The sequence below is a fragment of the Proteiniphilum sp. genome (assembly GCF_034331125.1).
GTDB classification, from domain to species: domain Bacteria; phylum Bacteroidota; class Bacteroidia; order Bacteroidales; family Dysgonomonadaceae; genus Proteiniphilum; species Proteiniphilum saccharofermentans.
In genome coordinates this window covers 99,692-123,751 of the sequence record NZ_JAXQGC010000004.1, presented here as the reverse complement: position 1 = coordinate 123,751, position 24,060 = coordinate 99,692, and the positions used below count along the sequence as shown (strand labels likewise).

Sequence of the window (24,060 nt, the reverse complement as noted above, 5' to 3'; positions counted from 1 at the left end):
AGGGTAAACTTGTTTAAACTTTGCCATAGCGAGAAAACGCCTAATGAAATTGAACGTTTTCGTTAAGCTAAATGAGCAAAGGGTAAACTTGTTTAAACTTTGCCATAGCGAGAAAACGCCTAATGAAATTGAACATTTTCGTTAAGCAATATGAACAGAGAACAAGTTTATTTAGCTCATCCTCTGTTTATAATCCTCATAACCGAACCGACGATAGAGTTCGAACTCTCCTTTTGTAGTCCAGAGCCCGATGGACGGGTGAGATACACCATTAAACATAGTAGTCTTTACGATCGTATAATGAATCATATCCTCAAAAACTACCCTGTCACCCACCTGCAACGGTTCGTCGAAAGACCAGTCACCCATAAAGTCCCCACTCAGGCAACTGTTTCCTCCCATACGGTAGGTGGGTTTACCGGGAACCGGCTCCTGACCGGCACCTCTGATACGGGGCTTATAAGGCATCTCCAGGCAGTCCGGCATATGACAGGCAAAAGATACATTCAGCATGGCGGTCTTTATCCCCCGGTTCTCCACAATATCTGCCACGGTTGCCACCAATATACCGGTTTCCCAGGCGAAAGCGCTACCCGGCTCCATAATGATGTGTAAATGAGGATAACGTTCTTTTAAACCGGTTAACACCCCTATCAGGTGTTCCACGTTGTAATCCTTATGGGTCATCAGATGCCCGCCTCCAAGATTGAGCCATTGCACTTGTCCGAAAAGGTGACCGAACTTTTGCTCCACCACTTCCAGTGTTTTTTCCAGATCGTAAGAGTTATTTTCACACAGATTATGCAGATGTAACCCGGTAATGCCTTCAGGCAACCCTGTTCCTATCTTGTCGGCAGTAACACCCAGACGTGACCCCGGGGCACTTGGATTGTACAGGTCGGTATCCACCACCGAAAATTCAGGATTAATCCTTATTCCACATTCTATTTTTTTTCCCGACAACTGTATCTGCGGATAAAAACGCTCGAACTGTGTGAATGAATTAAAGGTGATATGGCTGCTGTACTTGAGAAAATATGGAAAATCGCTGTCAATATATGCAGGTGCATAGGTATGGGCAGGACTACCCATCTCCTCAAATGCCAACTGCGCTTCTGCGACAGAACTAGCAGTTGAATGTCCGATATATTCCTTTACAATCGGGAATGACTTCCACATGGCAAATGCTTTGAAAGCCAAAATAATCTGCACACCGGCACGATCTTGTACCGATCGGATCAATCGGAGATTCCGGCGAAGCAGTTCCTCTTCCATCACAAAACACGGAGAGGGTATTTTTGAAAAATCAATCATAATTGTTCAGTTGTTGTTCGATTGTTGTTCAGTTGTAATTTGAAATAATCCCGCAAGGCAGGAAACAACAGCGTAGCTGAACAACGGTAAAGTCGAATTCTCATCACACCGGCCTGTATGCCCCGACATGCACCTTTTCCCAATGAAGATTATCCGGATCGGCCGGAGTCTTCTCCTTCTCTTTTTTTCCAAAGGCGATTACACACAACACCTCCATCGGCATGGGAATATCCAGCAGTTCATTGATATATTCACCTGCTGATATTGTATCGGAATAATTACGGTTTCTCACCTGCACCCAACAACTGCCTATACCCAACTCTTCGGCCTGTAACTGCATATTGATCGCAGCGATGGAGGCATCTTCCACCCAGGCATCACTAATCAGCGGGTTTCCCAGTACTACAACGGCCAAGGCAGCATCGGCTATAAAGGAAGCACTTCCCGGTTTACAAACCGACAACTTAGCCAGGGTCCCATTCTCTTCCACAGCGATAAATTCCCATGAGTGCCTGTTTTTGGAAGTAGGCGAAAGCAGGGCAGCTTCAATGATTTTCCGGATCTCATCCGGAGATAATAATTCTGCACTAAATTTTCTGATGCTGCGCCTACGAATCAGTAAATTTTGAAAATCGAACATTTTTTCTTGTAATTTGGAGCGCAATAATACGAAAAAAATCCGGGATAAAACATCATTTTTTGAAAATCAAAACAACTTATCCGAGATTAATATAGAACCATTCTAAATTATCATCTTTTTTTACTATTTTTGTATCACTTTTACTAAGCTAATCGATTTTACGGTATGTATCATTCTTCAAGGATAAGAGTAAAGCCATATATGAAGGTGGCAGACCTGATTGACAGTAACCCTTACCTGTTGCTCATGTTGCAGCATTTCAACATCGACTTCCGGGTAAGCGACCGTACCGTGCTACAGCTTTGTATCCAGTATGACATTAGTGAACAGTTATTCATCAGCATTGCCAATCTTTATAACGGGTCCGGAATCAGAGGAGAACGCCCCTTCACAAGGAAGGACCTGCTTCAGGTAATCGATTTTCTGAAGAACAGCCATAACTATTATCGATTTGATAAATACCCGCAAATCAGCACTTATATCCGCCAGCTTCAGGAAAATCATCCTGAGAAAGAATTGAAGTTATTGGAGAAATTCTTTAACGAATATTTCACGGAAGTCAGGGAACATCTCGACTATGAAGACGAAGTGGCTTTTCCTTATTTTATTACACTCTTGGGAAACAACCAGTACGATAACACCCAGGAAGTTTACTCCTCCCTGGAATACAGTGACCATCATACTGATATAGAATTGAAACTGAAGGATCTAAAAAATCTTCTATTAAAATATATACAGATCGATAATGACCTGGATCTTCGTCGTAAGTTGTTCATGTCGCTTTATGAACTTGAGTTCGATTTATACATTCACTCCTTGATAGAGGAGACGATTCTTATCCCGTCAGGAATAGATATTGAAAGGGAACAAAATGAATAAGTCTGCACAGCTCCATATAGCCATTTTAGAATCATCGAAGATTATTTGCGAAGGGATACAGGCGACTCTCTACCAATCGGATATGGATTGCCGCATCTACCGGTTAGAAACATTGGATGACTTGATCGAACTCCTCGAATCCAACCCTGTCGACATACTGATCGCTAATCCGGTACAATTCGTAAACCGGGAGAAAGAAATTAATAAGATCAAAAAGAATTACCCCTCCCTATCTATTGCCGGCATCGATTTCGGGATGATGCATAAACCATCCACACTGACCGATATCACTTTTACCCTTTACGACTCAACCGAACATATCGTACACCTGCTTCTGAAGCTCGATAAAAAGAGCCAATCCCAGCCAAATGATAAAGAGGGAGAAGAGAACCTCACCAAAAGAGAAATTGAAGTATTGACCGGACTTGTCAACGGTATGTTGAACAAGGAAATTGCCGATGCACTCAACATCAGCATCCATACGGTTGTAAGACACAGGAAAAATATTGCCATGAAAACCGGAATACGCAGCCAGTCAGGACTTACCATCTATGCTATTTCCAAGAAAATTATCTCTATCGAAGATATCGATATTTAGTTGAAGGAAAAATTCACTGAATGCTGTTAAACAATTTAACGCAATGAAGCGTTCTCCATTAACACTATTGGATTTCATCCGATTAAAATTATTTATTTTCAATTTCATTAGACTTTTTCAGCGTTCAACATAGTCAAAACAAGTTTTGCCTCTGTATTCACTTATCGAAAAAGTTCAAATGTATCGAATGGAACTCGCTTTAATCATGTACTTGTGTGACAATGATTATCATGCTCGTTTCTTAATTCAAAATATTTTATTAGATTTACAGCAATTTAGAATCATCAAATAAATTTATAGAAAAAGCCCATGAAAATTCATGAATATCAGGCAAAAGAATTGTTTGCAACGTATGGGATACCCGTCGACAGGAGTATAGTATGCCGTTCAGTGGAAGACGCAGTGAAAGCCTACAGTCAACTGGACTCACAAAAAGTAATTGTAAAGGCGCAAGTACATACCGGTGGCCGGGGAAAAGCTGGTGGCGTAAAGCTGGCCAATGGGGAAGTAGAATTGCGCAAGCATGCTGCTGCAATCCTGGGAATGGATATCAAGAGATTCATTGTCGACCGTATTTTGGTAGGCCAGGCCATCAATATTGTAAAAGAATATTATGTAAGTTACGTCGTCGACAGAAAATCCAAATCTACCATTCTCATGCTAAGTAAAGAGGGTGGAATGGATATCGAAGAGGTGGCCCGTACTTCACCGGAAAAGATTCACAGGTTTGTAATTGACCCTTCGATAGGTGTACCTGATTATCTGGCCCGTGAGGCAGCATTTAAACTATTCGACGATATCAAACAGGTACGTCAGGCTGCCGTAATTTTCCAGAAACTTTACAAACTATTTGTGGCCACCGATGCTTCTTTGGCTGAAATCAATCCGTTAGTGCTTACCAAAGAAGGAGATATCATGGCTATCGACGCAAAAATGACATTCGACGACAATGCACTTTTCCGCCATCCCAAAATAGCAGCACTTAACGAACCCACCGAAGAGGAGAAAAAAGAACAAAACGCCAAAAGTAAAGGATTCAGCTATGTAAACCTGGGAGGAGAGATAGGTTGCATGGTGAACGGTGCCGGTCTTGCAATGGCTACTATGGACATGATAAAACTTTATGGCGGCAACCCGGCCAACTTCCTCGACATCGGAGGAAGTTCCAATCCAACAAAAGTGATTGAAGCAATGAAGTTGCTGCTGAGCGATCAAAATGTAAAAGTAGTAATGATCAATATTTTCGGAGGTATCACCCGGTGCGATGACGTGGCAAAGGGTTTATTGGAAGCCTTCAAGCAATTTAAAACAGACATCCCCGTTGTCATCCGCCTTACCGGAACCAATGAAAAAGAGGGGCGCGCCATGTTACAAGGATCCGGCCTTTATGTGGCTGAAACTATGGGAGAGGCTACTGAAAAAGCGGTATCACTGACCTAATGTGCTAATATGCCAATCGAAGCGCAGCGGAGATCCCGGCTTGACGGGATGAGAATAATAAAACAATCTTTCACTTTTAGTTCTTATTTTTTAGTTTTTCACCTTTAGTTTACATAATATATGAGTATCCTTATAGATAAAAATACCCGAGTAATCGTTCAAGGAATAACCGGCCGCGACGGTGGATTTCACACATCAAAAATGAAAGCCTACGGGACCAATATAGTGGGTGGAACATCACCCGGTAAGGCAGGAGAACTTGTAGACGGAGTTCCTGTATTCAATACGGTTAGGGACGCAGTAGTGGAAACAGGCGCCGATACGTCGGTCATCTTTGTCCCTGCCCCATTTGCAAAAGATGCCATGCTGGAAGCCGCAGATGCTGGTGTAAAACTGATTGTCACTATTACTGAAGGCGTACCTACACTCGATGTGATAGAAGCATACCATTATATCAAACGCAAGGGAGCCAATCTTATCGGCCCCAATTGTCCGGGACTGATTTCTCCGGGGAAAAGTCTGGTAGGGATTATGCCGTCTATGATTTTCAAACAGGGAGGTACTGGTGTGATCAGCCGTAGCGGCACTCTTACTTACGAAGTAGTTTACAATCTCACAGAGAATGGGATAGGGCAATCCACCGCTGTAGGAGTGGGGGGTGATCCGGTGGTAGGGCTTTATTTTATAGAATTGCTTGAAATGTTCGAGAATGATTCTCAAACCGATTCCATCGTATTGATCGGCGAAATCGGGGGTGATGCCGAAGAACGGGCTGCAGCATATATCAGGGAACATATAACCAAGCCGGTAGCTGTATTTATTGCCGGTCAGCAGGCGCCCCCCGGAAAGCAAATGGGGCATGCAGGTGCCATCATTTCCAGTGGAAGTGGCACCGCAGCCGAAAAGATAGCTGCTTTCGAGGCTGCAGGAGTACCTGTCGCCCAAGAACCGAGTTTGATCCCGGAACTATTAAAGAGAAAGATTTAAAGGGAGAAGGATAAGAGATAAAAGATTTTTTTAAATAAAAGGGACTTCTATTAATGCCTGACGACAAGAAGTCCCTTCACACCTATCTTTTCAAATCCTATCTATCAATCCACAAATGCATGTCTGAATCCCTGGGTCTTGTCCCAGTTGCCACGGGTAAAGTCGGGCACTTCCACTGGCGCGCTGTTGTTCTCTATCGAGATACGGCTCAACTCAGCCAGGCTGCACCACTCCGCCAGGTCATACACATCCATGTCCAACGGTAATCCGTTCCGCAGACAGTAAATCAAGCGGTAATCCATGATAAAGTCCATGCCGCCATGGCCGCCCACTTCCTTGGCCTTTTCCTCCAATTCGCGGTGGATGCGGTGCTTGTATTTATCCATCAAGGCATCACGCACATCTTGCGGTACATAGTTGTGGGCGCTCAGGTTCTCATGGTTGGGTACGCCATCCCCTGCCAACATATCGCCCTCAAGGGCATAACCCGCATTCGGGTACTTGTTGGCGAAACCCTTCGTGCCGCTCACCTGGTACATCCGGCTGTAGGGACGCGGTGAGGCCACATCATGCTGGATATGGATCGTCTTGCCCTTTTCAGTGCGGATCATCGTCATCGTGTGCTGGCCGTTGGCAAACCGGTAGGCGCTGTCGCGGTCCACACCCCTCTTCTCGACCAGGTATTCGGGTATATTTACCGGTTTGGTGTCCATCGCCACCAGGGTGTTCATCTTGTCCCCACGGTGGATGTCCAGCGCCTGTGCGGCCGGCCCCATACCATGGGTGGCATACACGTCACCCCGGAACTCCTTGTTGTACTGCAAACGCCAGTCCCCTTCATAGGCACCCCAGAAATCGCCCAGGTCGTGGATATAGGCTCCCTCGGCATGCAATATCTCGCCGAAAAGGCCATGTTGGGCCATGTTCAGCGTGGTCAGCTCAAAGAAGTCATACACGCAGTTCTCCAGTTGCATGCAGTGCAACTGCGTCCGTTCGGCGGTGTTCACCACGTCCCAGATCTCGTCAAGGGTCATGGCGGCGGGTACTTCGCAGGCTACATGCTTGCCCTGCTCCATGGCATAGACCATCATCGGGGCATGTTTTTTCCAGTCGGTGGCGATGTAGACCAGGTCGATGTCGTCACGCCGGCAGAGTTCCTTCCAGGCCTCTTCGCTGCCGCTGTAGGAGGCGGCACGGGGCAAGCCGGCCCTCTCGAGGATACCTTGTGCTTTTTCCACCCTCTCCCCATGCAGGTCGCACAAGGCTACAATTTTTGTCCCCGGTATATGGGTAAAGCGCTGTACGGCGCCGGGACCGCGCATGCCCAGGCCGATAAAGCCGACACGTACCGTGTCGATCTTTTCGGTTACCAGGCCAAGCACATCCTTTTGTCCCGCCGGGCGTCCGGGCACTTCCGTGCGGATGGGTTGGCATTTCTCTCCTTCTCCTTTTCTCCCCTGCGTGCCGTTGGTGCAGCTGAACAGGATAATAGTTGCCAGTAATATGGCAAATGTTGTCAGTTGTTTTTGCATAAGATTGTTTATTTAGCATTGATAATATAAATCCTTACTATTTTATTTCCGTCTTGACTATATTAAAATAGTTTTAATGATTACGATCCACTAAAATGCTCTCAGCACTTCATCTCCAAGGGATTTTGCTTTGGCAACCGAATGGGGGTCTGCCGCATTAATGGAATAGACAGACCTGTCAGGAAGAACTAATACCGTACCCGCTGGAACTTTATTGGGATTAGGAATTTTATCTTTATTCTCAAGATAGATGTATATCCAGAATTCGCGGTCTCCAAAGATATCCAGTGCCAAAAGCCGCAACGTCTTACCTTCCGGTAGGGTTATCTTTTCCATTTCCTGTTCTTGCGGCAGGACAGCAACTGCTCCCCTCTGGGAAGGAATTACTGACTGTGCTACAATCGGGTCCTTCTTAGAAAATGACACAGAATCCACTTGAGAAGTTACTACCTCCGCCTTACCTGTCCTTATTATCCCCTTTGAAAAAAAAAAGTGACGCCACGACAATGGCTATCCCTCCCGCAATCGGGATCCAAACAGATGATGTTCTTTTATTGTTTCTCAATCCTCGATGGGAGCGATATCGAGGTGGAGACTGTTCCGGATTTTTATCCGGTTCTGTAACTTCAACTGAAGCAACAATTCTTTGAGATTCTTTCGGAACAAAAGGAGTCTCAACTTCAGGTTCCGGATGAGAAATTTCCTCAGGCAAAACATTTTGTTCTTCCCGCGAAAGCGACGACTCCGGGATTTCATCCTCTGTTTCCTGTTCCCCAACAACTATTTCGGGAATACCGGGAAACTGTACACCCTCATTCAATGGTGTCGGTTCGAACTGGGAGAAAGAGCTGTTTACTTCATTATATAATGTTTCATCCGGCGTAAAACCGGCATAGGATAATGAGTTTTCTCCGTTTTCCTGAGAGAAGGCTTCAAAAACGATCTCAACGGCAGGAGGCATCAAATGCCGTTCTTTGGTTTCCGGATTCACCAGAATATATTCCGGCTGAATATCGGTTTTCAAAGTACCAAAATTATCGAGGATCACGGAATTATTCATTTTCAACTCCGCGCTCACCACTTCCAGAATTGTCTCAATGATACCGGAAGTTTTTTCATCCGGCCACTCAAGGCGTCTGGCTACTTCAGCAATAAAATCTTCGTAGGTCATGTCAATCAAGATATTTTGTAAACAAAAACGCAGTTCTCAAATCCAAAATCCCATATCTCATATCCGAAATCCGAAATTCAGAATCAAACACTCACCGTTCCCATCAAGTCGAAAGGCATTGCAGCATTGATTTTCACATCGTAAAACCGGCCAATTCCCAATACTCTCGACTTATCGATCAACACCTCTCCATCCACTTCCGGCGAGTCGAATTCGGTTCGACCGACGTAGAACTCAGGATCTTCCCGGTCGACAATCACTTTCAGGGTCTCTCCCACTTTTGCTTCATTCACCGACAGGGCTATCCCCTCCTGCAGTTCCATCAGCCTGTTCATCCTTTGCTGTTTCACCTCCGCAGGCACGTCATCGGAATAATACCTGTAATTATGCGTATCTTCCTCGTGCGAATAGGGAAAAGCACCAAGCCGTTCGAACCGGGTCTTTTCGATGAATTCAAGTAGTTCCAGGTAGTCCTCTTCCGTTTCTCCGGGATGTCCCACCATCATAGTAGTACGCAGATGGATACCCGGCACCTCTTCGCGAAAACGTTGAATCAGATCAATAGTCTGTTGCCTGGTGATATTGCGACGCATGGTTTTCAGCATATGGTCGCTGATATGCTGTAGGGCAATATCAAGATAGTTACATACATTTTCCCGTTCGCGTATCACCCGTAACAGGTCGGTCGGGAAATGGGTCGGATAAGCATAATGAAGACGTATCCATTCCACTCCCTCTATATCAGAAACCCGCTCTATCAACTCCGGCAATTTCATCTGCCGGTACAGGTCGAGCCCATAATAGGTAAGATCCTGCGCAATAAACTGGAATTCTTTTACACCTTTGATCACCAACCGGCGGATCTCATCTTCGATCTCTTCGACAGGGCGCGATTTATATTTCCCGGTGATCAACGGGATAGAGCAGTATGAACAGGTCCTGTCGCACCCTTCCGATATTTTCACATAAGCGTAATGGGAAGGGGTTGACAGTGACCTATCAAATTCCCACTCCTTATAATAGGATTTACCCAAGTCTGTAATAAGGCCTTTCCAGTCGAATTTACCGTAAAACCTGTCCACTTCGGGGATCTCTTCCAACAATTCTTCCCTATATCGTTCCGAGAGGCATCCCATTACAAACAGTTTTTTGAGTTTATTTCGTTTTTTGGCTTCGGCAAAAGAGAGGATCATATTGATCGATTCTTCTTTTGCATCGCCAATAAAGCCACATGTATTGATCACGGCAATATCGCCGCGAGGCGTTTCAGGATCATGTTCCACGGTATACCCGTTGGCCACCAGTTGCCTCATCAATAATTCCGAATCGACAAGGTTTTTGGAACAACCCAGCGTAACGACATCTATCCTGTTATTAACCATATATTGTATCTTGCAATACCTTCAAATTTTATTCCACTCAGCACAACAGCTCACTCTCCAAACAGGGAATCTACAAATTCTCTTCTGCGGAACACCTGCAGATCTTCTATCCCTTCACCCAGACCGATATATTTCACCGGGATCCTGAACTGGTCGGAGATACCAATCACTACACCACCCTTGGCGGTTCCGTCGAGTTTGGTGATGGCAAGTGCCGTCACTTCGGTTGCTGCCGTAAACTGCTTGGCCTGTTCAAATGCATTTTGCCCGGTGGAACCGTCAAGAACGAGAAGCACCTCATCGGGAGCGCCGGGTACAATTTTTCCCATCACATTTTTTATCTTGGTCAGCTCGTTCATGAGATTGACCTTGTTATGCAGACGGCCGGCGGTATCTATGATTACTACATCGGCATCATGCGCTTTGGCCGAACTGACTGCATCGAACGCCACAGAAGCGGGATCGGATCCCATTTTTTGCTTGATTACCGGCACACCTACCCTTTGCCCCCAGATATCAAGCTGCTCCACTGCCGCTGCACGAAACGTATCGGCTGCTCCCAGATAAACAGAGTATCCTTTTTGTTTGAATTGATATGCCAACTTACCAATAGTAGTTGTTTTTCCTACACCATTTACTCCCACTACCATAATCACATAAGGCTTTTTCCTTTCGGGAAGAGTGAATTCCGACAGGTCGTCACTGTTATTTTCAGTCAGAAGCAGCGCAATCTCATCGCGAAGCATAGCCGTTAACTCATCTGTCCCCACATATTTATCCCTGGCCACACGTGCTTCGATACGTTCAATAATTTTGAGAGTGGTATCCACGCCTACATCGGAGGTAACCAATATCTCCTCCAGATTGTCGAGCAGATCATCGTCGACCTTCGACTTACCGGCAACTGCACGTGTGATCTTCGAAAAAAAGTTCTCCTTTGTCTTTTCGAGACCTTTATCCAGTGTTTCTTTTTTCCCTTTTGTGAATCTGTCAAAAAAGCTCATAGAACAATTATTAAGATACCTTTGATTTTTCCATTTGTTAGGATTTGGCAGGCAACCCGCACAATCTACAAAGCTACAAAATAGTCAATAAAAAACTTCCCTGCGTTTGAGCACAGGGAAGCTTTTATATATTTTTAACCGACTCTTTTCATCAAGCTCCTCAAAAAATAAATCTATTTTGGCGAGCAGAGTAAAAAGTCTGAATGGAACAGATTTATTTCGAAAAATAATCTTTCACCTGGTCGTTCAGGATCATCTCTTCTTTGAAGCTGTATGCACCAGTCTTAGGCGATTTTACCATTTTGATCACTTTGGTATGACTACGCCCGGTAGTTGTATTTTTGTCACGGAATCCCGCCACTGCTTTCTTTGCCATAGTCTATCTTGTTTTACTTGATTTCTTTATGAACAGTCATTCTTTTAAGGATGGGATTGTATTTTTTCAATTCCAACCGTTCTGTAGTATTCTTTCTGTTCTTTGTAGTGATATACCTCGAAGTGCCAGGCATACCACTTTCCTTATGCTCAGTGCATTCAAGGATCACCTGTATCCTGTTTCCTTTTACCTTTTTTGCCATTGCTGCTTCCTCCCTATCGTTAAGCGTTTAAATATCCATTTGCAGCGGCTTTTTTCAAGGCTGCATCCAAACCGATCTTATTGATGGTACGCAAACCGGATGCCGATATATTGAGGCTGATCCAGCAATCTTCTTCCACCCAATAGAATTTTTTTCTGAACAAATTGACGTTGAACTTACGTTTCGTTTTCCGATTGGAGTGGGAAACGTTGTTGCCAACCATTGCTCTTTTTCCTGTTATTTGACAAATCTTAGACATTGCTATATACTGTGTTTACTTTATTATTCACCAACATTTATATCCATGGATCACACCCACAGCACTTCACCGAAACATCATTTTCCGGTAAATCAGGGCGCAAAATTAAGCATATAATTTCAAATTACCAAAGCTTTCTGCAAATTAATTTGCAAAGAAAGGAAGCAGATAAATCGATCACGTCCAATTGTATGACTGTAGGTAGTTTATTAAAACAGCCCCGACACCTCTTTATATAGACTATTCAGAAACGAGAGGGTAGCTTTTCGTGTACTACTTCTTATTTGCCCCTCTTCTCCCGGAGCACCCACGGCCTGATCGGTAATGGTCTGTTCAGCAGTAATGGTCCTCGGAAAAGAAGATGTCCCCTGCTTTGGTGCACTTTGATAGGTAATATCTCTTACCACCAATACACATCCGGCATTGGCTACGGAGAGGTCGAACCGGTAATTCATTACAGTATTCCCCGGCACCCCCGTCAGCTCCGTTTTTGCACTTACCGTCGCGGATTGGTTTTTATCATCAAAACGAATACTCGACACCAATGGACTGCCGGTATACTTATCCTTCACCCATTTTTGCAGGGTGACATATTTCTGATTAGCCGAAAGTCCCTGATCCGTGAGAATAAACTGCTCAAAAACCACCTTTCCGTTCACCACCGGAACAGTATTAAAACCGGCATCCACCTGTCCCTCCATACGCGACAGGCCAATTATGAGCAGGCTTACAATCAATATATATTTCTTCATATCAAATTCTTTTTTAGAGTCAAGACAAACTAATGTGCCAATTTGCTAATTGAATGACTAATTATCGCATCAACATTACCACTTTTTCACCTTTTCACCTTTATAAGACTACAAACCTACGAAAAAGATTAAAACAACTCATCATTTTTATAAAAAACCGGTGTTGAAATTTTATTTATCATTTAAAAAACTGTACTTTTGCATCTCGAAAAATAAAACGTAACATTTTTTCAAAGAAATATGTCTGCTAAAAAAACAAAAGAGTCGAAAGCCGAAAAGAATTTCGAAAATATCGGGGAGGCACTTACCACTTCCGAACAATTTCTCGAAAAAAATCAGAAAATCATTGTAACTGGATTGCTGATAGTAATTGCTCTCGTAGGGGCTTTTCTCGCCTACCACTATTTGCACAAGACACCTCGCACTGAGAAAGCACAAGCTGCTCTCTTTAAGGGAGAACGCTATTTCCAGAACGGAGACGACTCCCTGGCTCTTTTCGGGAATGGCAACGATTATATAGGATTTGAATCCATCATAGATCGTTATAAAGGAACCAAAACGGCTGACTTGGCACATGCTTATGCCGGCATTTCTTACAGCCGGATAGGGAATAATGAGAAAGCGCTGGAACACCTGAAGAAATTCAAAGGAGGAGATTTGCTGATCACTCCGGCCGTCACCGGTGCGATAGGTGATGTATATATGAATATGGGACAGACCGACCAGGCTATTAACAACTTTCTCAAAGCGGCCAAAGAAGCTGACAACGAAATGCTCAGCCCCATCTATTATAAAAAAGCAGGCGAAGCATATTTGAGTAAAGCCGACTACGACAAAGCGATTGAGGTTTTCACACAGATCAAAGAAACCTATCTCAACTCTCCTGAATCCCGGGAAGCAGATAAGTTCATCCAACAGGCTCTCTTCCTGAAAGAAAATAAGTAATAAGCGGTCATGGCAACAGCATTGAGTAACCTCTCGTCATATGATCCCACGGCAGTTCCCGAAGGGAAAGGAAAACGGGTAGGTATCGTGGTGTCCGATTGGAACTCATCCGTTACACACAGTTTGCTGGACGGAGCAACCAACACTCTCCTGAAATTCGGCGTATCGGCCGATGATATAATCATTGAACACGTGCCCGGCAGTTTTGAGCTGACATACGCTGCAAAGGTGATGATCGAGAAAGCGAAGGTTGACAGCGTTATCATTCTGGGATGTGTCATCCAGGGAGAGACACCGCATTTCACCTTTGTCTGTGACGGTGTGACAGAAGGAACTACCCAACTAAACCTCAATTACGATATTCCGGTAATTTTCGGACTACTGACCACCCTCACGCTCCAACAGGCACAGGACAGGGCCGGTGGTAAACACGGAAATAAAGGTGACGAAGCGGCCATCACCGCGTTAAAAATGATGGCACTTCAATCAAAATACAAATAATTTTTTGTATCTTTGCACTCGCAAAGGGCAGTTACCAGAGTGGCCAAATGGGGCTGACTGTAACTCAGCTGGCTTACGCCTTCGGTGGTTCGAATCCATCACTGCCCACTGACGAATGGACAATTGAGAATTAACAATGCACAATGAGGGGAACACCAATCAAAATTGTCAATTACCCATTTTCAATTGTCAATTAATTTTGCGGAAGTAGCTCAGTTGATAGAGCATTAGCCTTCCAAGCTGAGGGTCGCGGGTTTGAGTCCCGTCTTCCGCTCCAGAGAGGAGAGGGGAAATTTACTCCGGTACCACCGGAAAATCTCCTCTTCCTCTTATCTAAAACAGCATATAAGGGAGTAACTTCAACGGTTACTTCCTTTTTTAATAAAAAAGGGTTGCCGGTGGAATCTCAATCTTTACAAACATCTGCAGTGCGCGATCTTACCCGGGGAGGCATTTTCCGGCAGTTGCTCACGTTAGCCCTCCCGTTGATGGCAATCAGTTTTATCCAGATGGCCTACAACCTGGTGGACATCATCTGGATAGGACGGTTGGGCAGTCAGTCGGTCGCGGCAGTAGGCACCGTGGGGATGCTTATGTGGATGATGAACTCAGTCGCGCTTATTTCCAAGGTGGCTGCCGAGATATCTATCGGACAGTCCATCGGCGCCCGTCGGTTAGACCAGGCATCACTCTATGCTTCGCATACCACCACCATCGCTATACTGCTAGGGCTCCTCTTCGGTATGTTTTTCCTTCTTTTCCCCCACCCTTATATATCATTTTACAAACTGGAACAGGAGATTGCAGTGGAAGCAACCGGATATCTGCAGATCATCTCCTTAGGGATTCCTATCATGTTTCTGATTCTCAACTTCTCCGGCATCTATATCGGTTCCGGACGGAGTGATATCCCCTTTTATTTCAACGCTACCGGCCTTGTTTTAAATATTGTGCTGGACCCGCTTCTGATCTTCGGGGCTGGGCCTATTCCTGCTATGGGTGTAAAAGGCGCAGCACTGGCTACCATCCTGTCTCAGAGCGTGGTACTCCTATTGTTCGTCCGACACCTGAAAAAGAAGAACGGATTGTTGGGGAAATTCCCATTTCTGATCCGCCCACGCAGAAGGTACACACTGAATATCCTGAAATTAGGGTTGCCGGTGGCCGCCATGAATACCTATTTCGCATTTATCAATATGAATCTGGCCCGTATCGCATCGTTGTACGGAGGACATTTGGGTATCACCAGCCAGACCACCGGGGGACAGATCGAGGGGATTACATGGAATACCTCCACCGGCTTTTCCACTGCACTCGGCAGCTTTGTGGCGCAGAATTTTGCCGCACTTAAGATGAGTCGTGCCAACAGGGCTTTCCGTTATACTTTGATGATGATGGGAGCATTGGGAATCGCAGTAACCCTGGCATTTGTATTATACGGGGAAGGGATATTTTCTGTCTTTGTCCCGGAAAAAGAAGCCTATGAAGCCGGCGGTGAGTATCTGTTGATCATAGGGATCTCCCAGGTTTTTATGATGTTGGAGATCACCACCCAGGGCATGTTCAATGGTTTAGGCAGGACCACTCCACCGGCCATCATCAGCATTGTATTCAACACATTACGGATCCCTATCGCCATGGTACTGGGCACCCGCATGGGTGTGACCGGAGTCTGGTGGGCCCTGTCCATCACCTCAATATTCAAAGGGATCATCCTGTTTATCTGGTATCTGATCCTGCAGAAGAGGTTGTCTTCCGAACCCGTTTCGGAAAAGTAGTTTATTTCATATCGATCCTGACGGGAGATCATTTTCCCAGCCCAGTGGAATATTCAAATAATATGTTAATACCCCGGCAAGAACAATCCGATATCGGTTACAGGTATATTGAAGTGGTTGCCCACATACCGGTTGACCATCTTTCCGGAGTAAAGGTAGAAGCCGGCGGCAAAACCGCGGTCGAATCGTGCAAAATGGTCGGTTCCTCCACAATCAGCCATGGTAGAGAACAATGACACAAAAATATTGCTCAGAGCGATGGAAGCAGTACGCGCCACACGGGAACTAAGACTCATCTCACAGAAATGCAACACGCCGAATTTCTCAAAAACCGCCGGATGGCCGGGCAAACAGGCTTCCATGGTGGTTTCGAAACATCCTCCCTGCGCCATTCGTATATCGATGATCACGGCTCCCCGCTTCATCTCCCGGATCAGGTCGTTGGAGATACGGTAAAAGTGGGTTTTATTGATATACTGCATGGCACCTATTACCACATCGGCAGAGCGAAACACATTTCTTAGTACATTGGGCTGAAGCGTGGAAGTAAATACCAGATTACCCAGTTCATGGCGGATAGTACGCAGCTTCACCACATCGTTGTCGAACACTTTCACCGAGGCACCCATGGCCAACGCCGCACGGGCGGCCATGGTACCGGCCACCCCCGCCCCGATCACCACCACCTCGGTAGGTGATATGCCGGGGATGCCTCCCAACAGGATACCTTTCCCTCCATGAGCATTACTCAACAGTTCTGCCGCCAGGGTAATGGAATAAGTACCTTCAATTTCGGATATGGATGTCACAAACGGAGAGATGCCCGTATTGTCGTATAAAAGTTCATAAGCCAGCGCGTTGATCTTCTTCTCAGACATCAACTCCAGCAAAGAAAGAGATAATTTATGGATATGGAGAAACGAAAAAACAGTAGCACGCGGCCGCATCATACTTACCTCTTCCAATGTAGGAGGTAATATCTTCAGGATCAGGTCGGCCTGGAAAACCTCTTCAGGAGTCCCGACTATCTCTGCACCCGATTCGGCATAATAGCTGTCGGTATAATTGATGGTCATCCCCGTTCCGGCTTCAAGCAGTACCCTGTAACCTGACTCGTTCAGCAATGAAACGGTTTCGGGCGTCAATGGCACCCGTTTTTCATGTTTGTGGTCTTCCTTGGGGACTCCAATCACCAGAGACGTTCTCTGCTTTTCTACTTTCTGCAGCAATTCGCGTACCACAAACGAGGTGCCTTTATGGGCGTCAAACATCATTCCGCGTTCCTCCTTTTTATTAGTTCTTCAATACCGCACACCGTTAGATGGATCTCATCCTTTGTATTCATCCGGTCAATGGGGTAAATAATCTTTGCTTTCCGGTAATGGCTCTCTCTGCGGGCCAGATGCTCCGTGATAAAGGGGATAAGCTCCTCCCTCGACTTCCCGGCAATGAGAGGTCGCACTGTTTTCGACGCCAGTAAATGATCGGCAAGATCTTCGGGATGAGCCTCAAGGTAAATAGTGAGGCCGGCACGATTCATTACCTCCATATTATCAAAGAAACAGGGTGTACCTCCTCCGGTAGAGATCACCACATCCTCGAACTCTGCAACTTCCCGAAGTGATTGGCTCTCTATTTTCCGAAAACCATCCTCTCCCTTCTCTTCGAAAAGAGCAGGAATGGCCTTTCGATACTTATTCTCGATATAAGCATCGAGATCGACAAACGAAAGAGAAAGCGATCCGGCCAACCGTTTCCCTACCGTGGTTTTACCCGAACCCATATAGCCTATAATAAAAATTCGTTCCATATGATTAAATATTAGAGCCAGGAATCAAGATACAAGACATTTTAACTTTAAGCATGTGCATAAACCTGTATCTCATGAGTGTTCTATGATTTTACATCAAAGGAGCAAAGAGTCGTAGAAAAGAATCTATAAATCTCTTTTTCACACTCCGCTTATACCATTCACGCATTGAAACGGGATCTGAAAAACGTTGATCCTCCACAAAAATATCATTAGCCTGCATCCCCAATTTTTCGTCATAGATAAATGCCTCCACTTCAAAATTTTGTTCGAAGCTACGCGAGTCGAAGTTGGCCGAACCAACCAGCGTAAGTGAACCATCGAATACCATCATCTTGGAATGCAGGAACCCTTTGTGGTACATATATACTTTCACTCCGGCCTTCAACATATCTTTAATATAAGAGAATGAAGCTCTTTGCACCAGAGGGACGTCCGATCGTTTGGACATCATAACCCTCACATCGACACCCTTGATAGCTGCTGCCTGTAGTGCATCGGCCATCGCGTCAGGAGGCAGAAAATAGGGAGTCTGGATAAAAATCGATTTACGTGCATCATAAATAGCCTGCATAATGCCATGCGATATTTCGTTCGTTTCACTCAGGGGGCCGCTATTTACTATCTGCATGGGACATTCACCATAATTTTCAAGTACAGGAAAATAATCACGAGAAGTAATCAGCGTCTGCGATACAAAATACCAGTCGATCAGAAAGACCGACTGCAATCCTTGTACCCCCTTCCCTTCGATCCGGGCGTGGGTATCACGCCAGCAGCCCCAATCAAGTCCTTTCAGGTAGCGGTCAGCCACATTCATTCCTCCCACGTAGCCTATCCGTCCATCGATAACCACAATCTTGCGGTGTGTACGGTAATTGAGCCTCGAAGTAAGTCTCGAAAGACTCAGCTTTAAAAAAGGTTCGGTTTCTATGCCTGCTTTCCTGAAATCTTCAAAAAATTTCCTCTTCGCCTTCCTCGATCCGAAACTGTCATAAATAATACGTATCTCCACTCCCTCCCTGGCCTTACGGATAAGCGCCTGCTGGAGTTTCAGGCCCAATTCGTCGTCAAGCAATACATAATACTCTATATGAATATGTTTTTCGGCCTTTTCGATATCGGCAAACAGGCTTGCGAATTTATCCTCCCCATTGGTAAACAACGTCACATCATTTCCTCCCAGCAACGGCGTATAATCCATATTCTGGAGCAGGTTAATAAGGTTAATATACTCTTCCGGGAAAATATGCTCTACGGCAGTTTCCATCCCGTCCAGGGGGCGTTTCTTCAACTTGCTGTACATCCGGCGGGAGATTACCTGTTTTTTTGTCGCGTCTTGTCCGAAGAAGGCGTACCAGATAATACCGATAAAGGGCAGAAACACCACCGCCATTATCCATGCCACCGTTTTGATGGGATTCCGGTTTTCGGAGATCACCACCACTACAATACCTACTACTGTGAGCAGGTAGAGTATTTCAATGATCAGGAGCAGTGCACTGTTAAGTTGTATAGTCATAACCGGTATTTTCCTTCCTCAATGTCTTCCAGTATATTCAGGTATGAATGATAGCGGCTTTCACTGATGTAGTGATTTTCGACTGCCTCCAACACTGCACAGCCAGGTTCATTAAGATGCAGGCAACTGTTATATTTACAGTTTTTCGATATCCTGAATATTTCAGGGAAATAGTGCGATACTTCGGCACGACTCATATCAATGGTACCGAAACCTTTGATACCCGGGGTATCAATCAAGAAACCACCATTCTCCAATTCGATCATCTCCGAAAAAGTGGTGGTATGCATCCCTTTATGATGATAACCGGATATCTCTCTCACTTTTTGCGCCTGATCCCCTACCAGAAGGTTAACGATGCTCGATTTCCCCACCCCCGAATGCCCTGCAAGTAAAACGGTCTTTCCTTCTGCCAAAGCCTCCAGTTGATCTTTACCTTCACCGGTCACCGTCGAAGTTTTCAAACATTGATAGCCAATTGTGGAATAGAGATGTATCAGCGCATTCAGGTATTCACTCTCCTCCTCATCATACAAGTCTATTTTATTGAAAATAAGACAGACCGGTACCGAATATGCTTCTGCGGTAGTCAGGAAACGATCGATGAATACGGTAGTTGTTTCAGGATAACTCACCGTAACACAAAGGAATGCCAGGTCAATATTGGCAGCCAGTATATGCACATGTTTGGAGAGATTGGAAGCCTTACGGACGATATAATTCTTCCGTTCGGCGATATCGGTGATAAAAGCGGTACCGTCGGGGTTAGGATCCATAAAGACCCGGTCGCCCACTACAATAGGGCTTGTACTTCTGATCCCTTTAAGTCTCAGATTTCCCTTTGCTATGCCAATGATATCGTTGCCGTTATCATCACGCACCAGATAGGCATTCCCGGTATTCCTGACAACCAGCCCCTGCAGTCCTATCTTACCGCTTTCATCCCCGCCTTTTGCCATTAAACGGTAAGTATCTCCTTCTCCTTTTCGGCGAACATCTCATCCACTTTCTTGATATACTTATCGTGAAGTTTTTGCAGTTCGTTTTCTCCATCTTTTCCCATATCTTCGGCCATACCCTCTTTGACAGCCTTTTTCACCTCATCAATTCCTTCACGGCGCGCATTGCGGATACTGATCTTTGCCTCTTCTGCCTCCTGTTTGGTCTGTTTCACCAATTGCTTGCGCCGTTCTTCCGTAAGCGGCGGAATCCCTAAACGAATTACCTCTCCGTTATTCTCGGGAGTAATGCCCACATCGGAGTCCAAAATAGCTTTTTCCACTATTCTCAACATCGCTTTTTCCCAGGGTTGAACCATAATAGTCTTGGCATCGGGTGTGGTTACTGTTGCAACATTCGACAACGGCACAAGACTACCATAATATTCCACGCGTATACCGTCCAGGATACGGGCATTTGCACGGCCTGCACGAATACGTGAAAAAGTTTCATCCAGGAATTCGAGGGTCATCTGCATCTTTTCCTCGGCCTCTTTTCTGATTGTCGTTATTTCCATAAGTATCTTCAATAAATTTTAGTGAATTCAATCGTCATTGCACTTAACGAAAAAGTTGTGAACAAAAATAGTGAAATTTTTCTAAACATGCACCAGTGTTCCGATATCTTCGCCTTCAAGCACTCTTTTCAGGTTTCCATAACTATCCATATCAAAGACGACGATGGACAGGTTATTCTCCTTACACATCGTTGTAGCGGTCAGATCCATCACTTTCAGTCCACGATTGTACACTTCATCGAAAGTGATCGTCTTGAATTTGGTAGCGGTAGGATCTTTTTCCGGATCAGCCGTATATACGCCGTCTACACGGGTTCCTTTGAACATCGCATCGGCCTCGATTTCAATTCCCCGGAGTGCGGATGCAGTATCGGTCGTAAAGAAAGGATTTCCGGTACCGGCGGCGAGAATTGCGATTTCACCTCTTTCCAGCGACTCAATGGCCTTCCATTTAGAATAAAGCTCACCTACAGGCTCCATACGAACCGCCGTGAAAACACGGTTTTCCTGTCCAACGGCGGTGAGTGCCGAACTCAGCGCAAGGCTGTTGATTACAGTGGCCAGCATCCCCATCTGATCGCCTTTTACCCGGTCAAATCCTTTGGTAGCACCACTCAGGCCACGGAAAATATTTCCTCCGCCAATCACGACACCTATTTGCACGCCTGTCTGTGCCGCTTCATATATCTGTTCGGCATATTCCTGCAGACGCTTTTCGTCAATTCCGTACTGTTTGTCGCCCATCAGCGATTCGCCGCTGAGTTTGAGTAAAATCCTATTAAATTGCATTTTTTAAACTAAAAACTAATAGTGAAAAACTAAAAATGAAAATGTTAGATATTAGAAGCCCGATGCAGTCACCCACTCATTCCACAAAGGTGACCTCTTTAAACGCGTACTTCCGTTCCTCTTCTGTATCGATTGTTTTCAACACCAGATGACCCGAAGGGAGTACATCTTCGACCTTCGCCATAAACCGGCCATTCTTGTCTTCGTACCAATAATAACCATTTACCCGGTACAGATCGAGCATATATTCATCTTCAATAGTTTTGATTTCCCCTTTCTCAAAATCACGATAGAGCAGGAAAAACTCCCTTTGAAAAATATCGAGGATGTAATCCCGATCCTGTACTGAGCCGATAATTTGCCAAAGTGACACAGGATTGGAAAGCTCGGGTGGAAATATTTGCTGATTGACATTGATCCCGATCCCAATCACTGAATTGGCGATATATTTGTTATCAATATCATTTTCTATCAGTATCCCCGCTATTTTTTGCTCTTTCCAGTAGATATCGTTCGGCCATTTGATACGAATATCGTCCGCAAACCGGTCGAGCGTATTCTTAACAGCCAGTGAAGCAATACGGGAAATAATGAATTGTTCATTGGCCAGTACCTCCTTGGGATAGATCAACAGGCTGAATAAGAGATTTTCTCCTTTCGAAGAAAACCAGGAATTCCCCATCTGCCCTCGTCCAACGGTCTGAAAATCGGCTATAACCATCGATCCCTCTTCAAGGTGTTCCTCCCTGGCTAGTTGTTTTAAATAGAGATTGGTTGACTCAGTCTCTTCCAACCGGATTATCCGGCGATCTTTACTTAATTGTTCCATAATATTGTTGCTGCTGCTTTTTTGGCAATTTCTTTATAACCTCTTCTACAGAATGATTAATCCACTCCCTGAGTTCATCATCGGGCATATCCCTATCCAAATAAATGGTATTCCAGTAGGTTTTGTTCATATGATAAGCCCCTTCCACACATACATATTTTTCACGCAGTGTGATGGCTTTTGCCGGGTCACACTTGAGACTGATACAAAATCTGTCCCCATCCGTAGGTATCAATGCGAACATCTTCCCCATCACTTTCATTACGATGGTCCACTCATCGAAGGGGGTCGTCGCTTCCGCACCCTGAATGGATTGACAATAATCAAAAAGTTCTTCGATATTCATACCCCGTTTGATTCCCGTTTTATGCAATTAAAATTGTCATACCATATTGTATTCAGTCAAAGCTCTTTTCACAAAAAAGGTAAAAATGCATCTTCGATATGTTCCAGTTCGAAATTCTGTTCTTTGCCTATTACCGTAACAATATCGAAGCGGGCCGGTTTATCGATATGGTTTATTTTCAGATAGTGACTGGCAGCACGTATCATACGTCGCATACGTTGCTCAGTAACAGCATTTTCCGGATTACCCCATTCGACAGAACTACGGGTCTTAACCTCTACGAACACGATAAATTCTTCATATTCTGATATTATATCGATTTCATAACCGGAAAAAGACCAATTCCGTTCCAGAACCCGGTGTCCCTTCCTTTTAAGACAATTCACCGCAGCTTCTTCACCTTTCCTTCCCAACTCATTGTGTTTGGCCATCTCTCTTGATACAAAACAGCTTTTAAACCTTGTAAAAATACAACTTTACCCTGTAAATCCCCCGTTTTATCGAAAATATTTTGTTTTTTTGCACTGGCAAAGGAAAAGCGCATGCAGAAATTTCAATAGTTATTTGATGAGAACGAAACAATACAAACCGCAGGGCAAGATCAAGCCACGTACAAAAAAGGCCGTGTTTTTGCTCAGCGATGAAGAATACAGTCTGATTCATTTCTATCTGAAAAAGTATAAAATCACAAACCGTTCCAGATGGTTCCGTGAAACCGTTCTCAACCATGTGCTAAAAAATATGGAACAGGACTATCCTACACTGTTCGAAGAAAATGAGATGAGGAGATAATCTTTTGATTTCATAATTTGATGATCTGATGATTTAAAGATTCAAGAATTCAAGATTCAAGATTCAAGATTCAAGATTTTTGACTTCTTGGACTTCTAATTGGTAATTAGTAATTTTTCTAACTGATGCTCGACGATCGATATTTTATGCAACAGGCTTTGCGGGAAGCACACAAAGCTTTCGAAAATGGAGAAGTACCCGTCGGTGTAGTTGTCGTAGTGAACGAACGCATTATTACCCGTGCTCACAATCTAACAGAAACCCTGAATGATGTTACAGCCCATGCCGAGATGCAAGCCATCACTGCTGCAGCCAATGTGTTGGGGGGGAAATACCTGACCGATTGCACCCTCTACGTGACAGTAGAACCCTGCCCTATGTGTGCCGGTGCACTGAGATGGGCACAAATATCGCGTGTAGTATACGGGGCATCAGATGAAAAAAGAGGCTATACACAGATCTCACCTTATCTCCTCCATCCCAAGACTACCGTTACTTCTGGTGTACTAGCCGATGATTGCGCTGACCTGATGAAACTTTTCTTCGCACGTTTCAGGAAATAATTCAAAGACTTTTACTGCTTCCCTCTGCCGTTATTCCAAAACCGGAACCCGATAGCCTATCAATATTTACTATCAAACAAAAGCCATGGAAAAAGCGTTAATACTAATACGGAAATTTTTATGTACAAATCTG

At 44.8% G+C, this 24,060-nt stretch carries 29 protein-coding genes and 2 tRNA genes; 11 read left to right on the top strand and 20 right to left on the bottom strand.

Features of this window, described 5'->3' with window-relative positions; genetic code table 11:
• Positions 1-171 precede the first annotated feature (171 nt).
• On the bottom strand, positions 172-1,314 hold the full coding sequence (nspC, locus tag U2P89_RS00940; protein WP_313381691.1) for a carboxynorspermidine decarboxylase: 1,143 nt from the start codon (positions 1,312-1,314) through the stop codon (positions 172-174).
• A 103-nt stretch (positions 1,315-1,417) separates the two neighbouring features.
• On the bottom strand, positions 1,418-1,954 hold the full coding sequence (locus U2P89_RS00935; RefSeq protein WP_091908597.1) for a nitroreductase family protein: 537 nt from the start codon (positions 1,952-1,954) through the stop codon (positions 1,418-1,420).
• Positions 1,955-2,119: 165 nt separating this feature from the next.
• Here U2P89_RS00935 and U2P89_RS00930 point away from each other — a divergent pair, with 165 nt between their 5' ends.
• From U2P89_RS00930 to sucD, 4 genes are all read left to right on the top strand, one after another.
• On the top strand, positions 2,120-2,833 hold the full coding sequence (locus U2P89_RS00930; RefSeq protein ID WP_139233462.1) for a hemerythrin domain-containing protein: 714 nt from the start codon (positions 2,120-2,122) through the stop codon (positions 2,831-2,833).
• Complete coding sequence (locus U2P89_RS00925) at positions 2,826-3,431, top strand: helix-turn-helix transcriptional regulator (protein WP_076928857.1); 606 nt, start codon at positions 2,826-2,828, stop codon at positions 3,429-3,431. Before U2P89_RS00930 ends, U2P89_RS00925 begins: the two co-directional genes overlap by 8 nt.
• Positions 3,432-3,740: 309 nt before the next feature.
• Complete coding sequence (gene sucC / locus U2P89_RS00920; RefSeq protein WP_322190367.1) at positions 3,741-4,871, top strand: ADP-forming succinate--CoA ligase subunit beta; 1,131 nt, start codon at positions 3,741-3,743, stop codon at positions 4,869-4,871.
• A 120-nt stretch (positions 4,872-4,991) separates the two neighbouring features.
• Positions 4,992-5,858: a succinate--CoA ligase subunit alpha gene (gene sucD, locus U2P89_RS00915; RefSeq protein ID WP_322190366.1), complete on the top strand. Its 867-nt coding sequence runs from the start codon at positions 4,992-4,994 to the stop codon at positions 5,856-5,858.
• A 104-nt stretch (positions 5,859-5,962) separates the two neighbouring features.
• Here the strand turns inward: sucD and U2P89_RS00910 are convergent, their stop codons facing one another.
• The 9 genes from U2P89_RS00910 to U2P89_RS00870 form a co-directional block, all read right to left on the bottom strand.
• The gene (locus U2P89_RS00910; protein WP_091908600.1) at positions 5,963-7,390 is read right to left on the bottom strand and encodes a Gfo/Idh/MocA family protein; all 1,428 of its coding nucleotides are present in this window, start codon (positions 7,388-7,390) and stop codon (positions 5,963-5,965) included.
• Positions 7,391-7,480: 90 nt separating this feature from the next.
• The gene (locus U2P89_RS00905) at positions 7,481-7,816 is read right to left on the bottom strand and encodes a LysM peptidoglycan-binding domain-containing protein (protein ID WP_139233463.1); all 336 of its coding nucleotides are present in this window, start codon (positions 7,814-7,816) and stop codon (positions 7,481-7,483) included.
• Positions 7,817-7,847: 31 nt separating this feature from the next.
• Positions 7,848-8,561 carry an HU family DNA-binding protein gene (locus tag U2P89_RS00900; protein ID WP_091908603.1) on the bottom strand — a complete coding sequence of 238 codons (714 nt, stop codon included), beginning with the start codon at positions 8,559-8,561 and terminating at the stop codon, positions 7,848-7,850.
• 83 nt (positions 8,562-8,644) lie between these two features.
• Positions 8,645-9,943, bottom strand: coding sequence for a 30S ribosomal protein S12 methylthiotransferase RimO (rimO, locus tag U2P89_RS00895; RefSeq protein ID WP_322190365.1), 1,299 nt, complete (start codon positions 9,941-9,943; stop codon positions 8,645-8,647).
• Positions 9,944-9,993: 50 nt separating this feature from the next.
• Entirely contained in the window at positions 9,994-10,947 is a 954-nt protein-coding gene (ftsY, locus tag U2P89_RS00890; protein ID WP_091908607.1) for a signal recognition particle-docking protein FtsY, read from the bottom strand.
• A 214-nt stretch (positions 10,948-11,161) separates the two neighbouring features.
• Positions 11,162-11,323, bottom strand: coding sequence for a DUF4295 domain-containing protein (locus U2P89_RS00885; protein WP_019539519.1), 162 nt, complete (start codon positions 11,321-11,323; stop codon positions 11,162-11,164).
• A gap of 13 nt (positions 11,324-11,336) precedes the next feature.
• Complete coding sequence (gene rpmG / locus U2P89_RS00880; protein ID WP_019539518.1) at positions 11,337-11,525, bottom strand: 50S ribosomal protein L33; 189 nt, start codon at positions 11,523-11,525, stop codon at positions 11,337-11,339.
• 19 nt (positions 11,526-11,544) lie between these two features.
• Complete coding sequence (gene rpmB, locus U2P89_RS00875; RefSeq protein WP_026327329.1) at positions 11,545-11,784, bottom strand: 50S ribosomal protein L28; 240 nt, start codon at positions 11,782-11,784, stop codon at positions 11,545-11,547.
• 209 nt (positions 11,785-11,993) lie between these two features.
• A complete protein-coding gene (locus U2P89_RS00870) occupies positions 11,994-12,536 on the bottom strand; it encodes a hypothetical protein (protein ID WP_019539516.1) in 543 nt (180 codons plus the stop codon).
• A 240-nt stretch (positions 12,537-12,776) separates the two neighbouring features.
• On the opposite strand from U2P89_RS00870, the gene U2P89_RS00865 reads away from it, so the two are divergent.
• From U2P89_RS00865 to U2P89_RS00845, 5 genes are all read left to right on the top strand, one after another.
• On the top strand, positions 12,777-13,481 hold the full coding sequence (locus tag U2P89_RS00865) for a tetratricopeptide repeat protein (protein WP_091908609.1): 705 nt from the start codon (positions 12,777-12,779) through the stop codon (positions 13,479-13,481).
• A 9-nt stretch (positions 13,482-13,490) separates the two neighbouring features.
• A complete protein-coding gene (gene ribH, locus U2P89_RS00860) occupies positions 13,491-13,982 on the top strand; it encodes a 6,7-dimethyl-8-ribityllumazine synthase (RefSeq protein ID WP_322190363.1) in 492 nt (163 codons plus the stop codon).
• A gap of 25 nt (positions 13,983-14,007) precedes the next feature.
• Positions 14,008-14,090, top strand: a tRNA-Tyr gene (locus U2P89_RS00855).
• 93 nt (positions 14,091-14,183) lie between these two features.
• Positions 14,184-14,259, top strand: a tRNA-Gly gene (locus U2P89_RS00850).
• A 121-nt stretch (positions 14,260-14,380) separates the two neighbouring features.
• Positions 14,381-15,760 (top strand): MATE family efflux transporter, encoded by a 1,380-nt coding sequence (locus U2P89_RS00845; RefSeq protein ID WP_139233464.1) that lies wholly within the window; start codon positions 14,381-14,383, stop codon positions 15,758-15,760.
• 65 nt (positions 15,761-15,825) lie between these two features.
• Here the strand turns inward: U2P89_RS00845 and U2P89_RS00840 are convergent, their stop codons facing one another.
• The 9 genes from U2P89_RS00840 to U2P89_RS00800 form a co-directional block, all read right to left on the bottom strand.
• Entirely contained in the window at positions 15,826-17,034 is a 1,209-nt protein-coding gene (locus U2P89_RS00840; protein WP_322190362.1) for an NAD(P)-dependent oxidoreductase, read from the bottom strand.
• Positions 17,031-17,570, bottom strand: coding sequence for a shikimate kinase (locus tag U2P89_RS00835; RefSeq protein WP_313381696.1), 540 nt, complete (start codon positions 17,568-17,570; stop codon positions 17,031-17,033). Before U2P89_RS00835 ends, U2P89_RS00840 begins: the two co-directional genes overlap by 4 nt.
• Positions 17,571-17,661: 91 nt before the next feature.
• Entirely contained in the window at positions 17,662-19,092 is a 1,431-nt protein-coding gene (gene cls, locus U2P89_RS00830) for a cardiolipin synthase (protein ID WP_313381697.1), read from the bottom strand.
• Entirely contained in the window at positions 19,089-20,051 is a 963-nt protein-coding gene (rsgA, locus tag U2P89_RS00825; protein ID WP_313381698.1) for a ribosome small subunit-dependent GTPase A, read from the bottom strand. Before rsgA ends, cls begins: the two co-directional genes overlap by 4 nt.
• Positions 20,051-20,608 carry a ribosome recycling factor gene (frr, locus tag U2P89_RS00820; protein WP_076928817.1) on the bottom strand — a complete coding sequence of 186 codons (558 nt, stop codon included), beginning with the start codon at positions 20,606-20,608 and terminating at the stop codon, positions 20,051-20,053. The genes rsgA and frr overlap by 1 nt, the downstream gene beginning before the upstream one ends.
• Before the next feature lie 81 nt (positions 20,609-20,689).
• Positions 20,690-21,397 carry a UMP kinase gene (pyrH, locus tag U2P89_RS00815; protein WP_076928815.1) on the bottom strand — a complete coding sequence of 236 codons (708 nt, stop codon included), beginning with the start codon at positions 21,395-21,397 and terminating at the stop codon, positions 20,690-20,692.
• 76 nt (positions 21,398-21,473) lie between these two features.
• A complete protein-coding gene (locus tag U2P89_RS00810; protein WP_091908623.1) occupies positions 21,474-22,226 on the bottom strand; it encodes a biotin--[acetyl-CoA-carboxylase] ligase in 753 nt (250 codons plus the stop codon).
• A complete protein-coding gene (locus U2P89_RS00805) occupies positions 22,210-22,572 on the bottom strand; it encodes an MmcQ/YjbR family DNA-binding protein (RefSeq protein ID WP_076928811.1) in 363 nt (120 codons plus the stop codon). Before U2P89_RS00805 ends, U2P89_RS00810 begins: the two co-directional genes overlap by 17 nt.
• A 68-nt stretch (positions 22,573-22,640) precedes the next feature.
• On the bottom strand, positions 22,641-23,003 hold the full coding sequence (locus U2P89_RS00800) for a YraN family protein (RefSeq protein WP_076928809.1): 363 nt from the start codon (positions 23,001-23,003) through the stop codon (positions 22,641-22,643).
• A gap of 133 nt (positions 23,004-23,136) precedes the next feature.
• Between U2P89_RS00800 and U2P89_RS00795 the strand changes: the two genes are divergently transcribed.
• Both U2P89_RS00795 and U2P89_RS00790 read left to right on the top strand, forming a co-directional pair.
• Positions 23,137-23,364: a hypothetical protein gene (locus U2P89_RS00795; protein WP_394333045.1), complete on the top strand. Its 228-nt coding sequence runs from the start codon at positions 23,137-23,139 to the stop codon at positions 23,362-23,364.
• A gap of 125 nt (positions 23,365-23,489) precedes the next feature.
• Entirely contained in the window at positions 23,490-23,927 is a 438-nt protein-coding gene (locus U2P89_RS00790) for a nucleoside deaminase (RefSeq protein ID WP_092026345.1), read from the top strand.
• The last annotated feature ends 133 nt before the right edge of the window (positions 23,928-24,060 follow it).

What these genes read in the sequence shown, in the direction of transcription:
- nspC (WP_313381691.1), bottom strand. Translation starts at nt 1,314, where the DNA reads ATGATTGATTTTTCAAAAATACCCTCTCCGTGTTTTGTGATGGAAGAG.
- U2P89_RS00935 (WP_091908597.1), bottom strand. Translation starts at nt 1,954, where the DNA reads ATGTTCGATTTTCAAAATTTACTGATTCGTAGGCGCAGCATCAGAAAA.
- U2P89_RS00930 (WP_139233462.1), top strand. Translation starts at nt 2,120, where the DNA reads ATGTATCATTCTTCAAGGATAAGAGTAAAGCCATATATGAAGGTGGCA.
- U2P89_RS00925 (WP_076928857.1), top strand. Translation starts at nt 2,826, where the DNA reads ATGAATAAGTCTGCACAGCTCCATATAGCCATTTTAGAATCATCGAAG.
- sucC (WP_322190367.1), top strand. Translation starts at nt 3,741, where the DNA reads ATGAAAATTCATGAATATCAGGCAAAAGAATTGTTTGCAACGTATGGG.
- sucD (WP_322190366.1), top strand. Translation starts at nt 4,992, where the DNA reads ATGAGTATCCTTATAGATAAAAATACCCGAGTAATCGTTCAAGGAATA.
- U2P89_RS00910 (WP_091908600.1), bottom strand. Translation starts at nt 7,390, where the DNA reads ATGCAAAAACAACTGACAACATTTGCCATATTACTGGCAACTATTATC.
- U2P89_RS00900 (WP_091908603.1), bottom strand. Translation starts at nt 8,561, where the DNA reads ATGACCTACGAAGATTTTATTGCTGAAGTAGCCAGACGCCTTGAGTGG.
- rimO (WP_322190365.1), bottom strand. Translation starts at nt 9,943, where the DNA reads ATGGTTAATAACAGGATAGATGTCGTTACGCTGGGTTGTTCCAAAAAC.
- ftsY (WP_091908607.1), bottom strand. Translation starts at nt 10,947, where the DNA reads ATGAGCTTTTTTGACAGATTCACAAAAGGGAAAAAAGAAACACTGGAT.
- U2P89_RS00885 (WP_019539519.1), bottom strand. Translation starts at nt 11,323, where the DNA reads ATGGCAAAGAAAGCAGTGGCGGGATTCCGTGACAAAAATACAACTACC.
- rpmG (WP_019539518.1), bottom strand. Translation starts at nt 11,525, where the DNA reads ATGGCAAAAAAGGTAAAAGGAAACAGGATACAGGTGATCCTTGAATGC.
- rpmB (WP_026327329.1), bottom strand. Translation starts at nt 11,784, where the DNA reads ATGTCTAAGATTTGTCAAATAACAGGAAAAAGAGCAATGGTTGGCAAC.
- U2P89_RS00870 (WP_019539516.1), bottom strand. Translation starts at nt 12,536, where the DNA reads ATGAAGAAATATATATTGATTGTAAGCCTGCTCATAATTGGCCTGTCG.
- U2P89_RS00865 (WP_091908609.1), top strand. Translation starts at nt 12,777, where the DNA reads ATGTCTGCTAAAAAAACAAAAGAGTCGAAAGCCGAAAAGAATTTCGAA.
- ribH (WP_322190363.1), top strand. Translation starts at nt 13,491, where the DNA reads ATGGCAACAGCATTGAGTAACCTCTCGTCATATGATCCCACGGCAGTT.
- U2P89_RS00840 (WP_322190362.1), bottom strand. Translation starts at nt 17,034, where the DNA reads ATGATGTTTGACGCCCATAAAGGCACCTCGTTTGTGGTACGCGAATTG.
- U2P89_RS00835 (WP_313381696.1), bottom strand. Translation starts at nt 17,570, where the DNA reads ATGGAACGAATTTTTATTATAGGCTATATGGGTTCGGGTAAAACCACG.
- cls (WP_313381697.1), bottom strand. Translation starts at nt 19,092, where the DNA reads ATGACTATACAACTTAACAGTGCACTGCTCCTGATCATTGAAATACTC.
- rsgA (WP_313381698.1), bottom strand. Translation starts at nt 20,051, where the DNA reads ATGGCAAAAGGCGGGGATGAAAGCGGTAAGATAGGACTGCAGGGGCTG.
- frr (WP_076928817.1), bottom strand. Translation starts at nt 20,608, where the DNA reads ATGGAAATAACGACAATCAGAAAAGAGGCCGAGGAAAAGATGCAGATG.
- pyrH (WP_076928815.1), bottom strand. Translation starts at nt 21,397, where the DNA reads ATGCAATTTAATAGGATTTTACTCAAACTCAGCGGCGAATCGCTGATG.
- U2P89_RS00810 (WP_091908623.1), bottom strand. Translation starts at nt 22,226, where the DNA reads ATGGAACAATTAAGTAAAGATCGCCGGATAATCCGGTTGGAAGAGACT.
- U2P89_RS00805 (WP_076928811.1), bottom strand. Translation starts at nt 22,572, where the DNA reads ATGAATATCGAAGAACTTTTTGATTATTGTCAATCCATTCAGGGTGCG.
- U2P89_RS00800 (WP_076928809.1), bottom strand. Translation starts at nt 23,003, where the DNA reads ATGGCCAAACACAATGAGTTGGGAAGGAAAGGTGAAGAAGCTGCGGTG.
- U2P89_RS00790 (WP_092026345.1), top strand. Translation starts at nt 23,490, where the DNA reads ATGCTCGACGATCGATATTTTATGCAACAGGCTTTGCGGGAAGCACAC.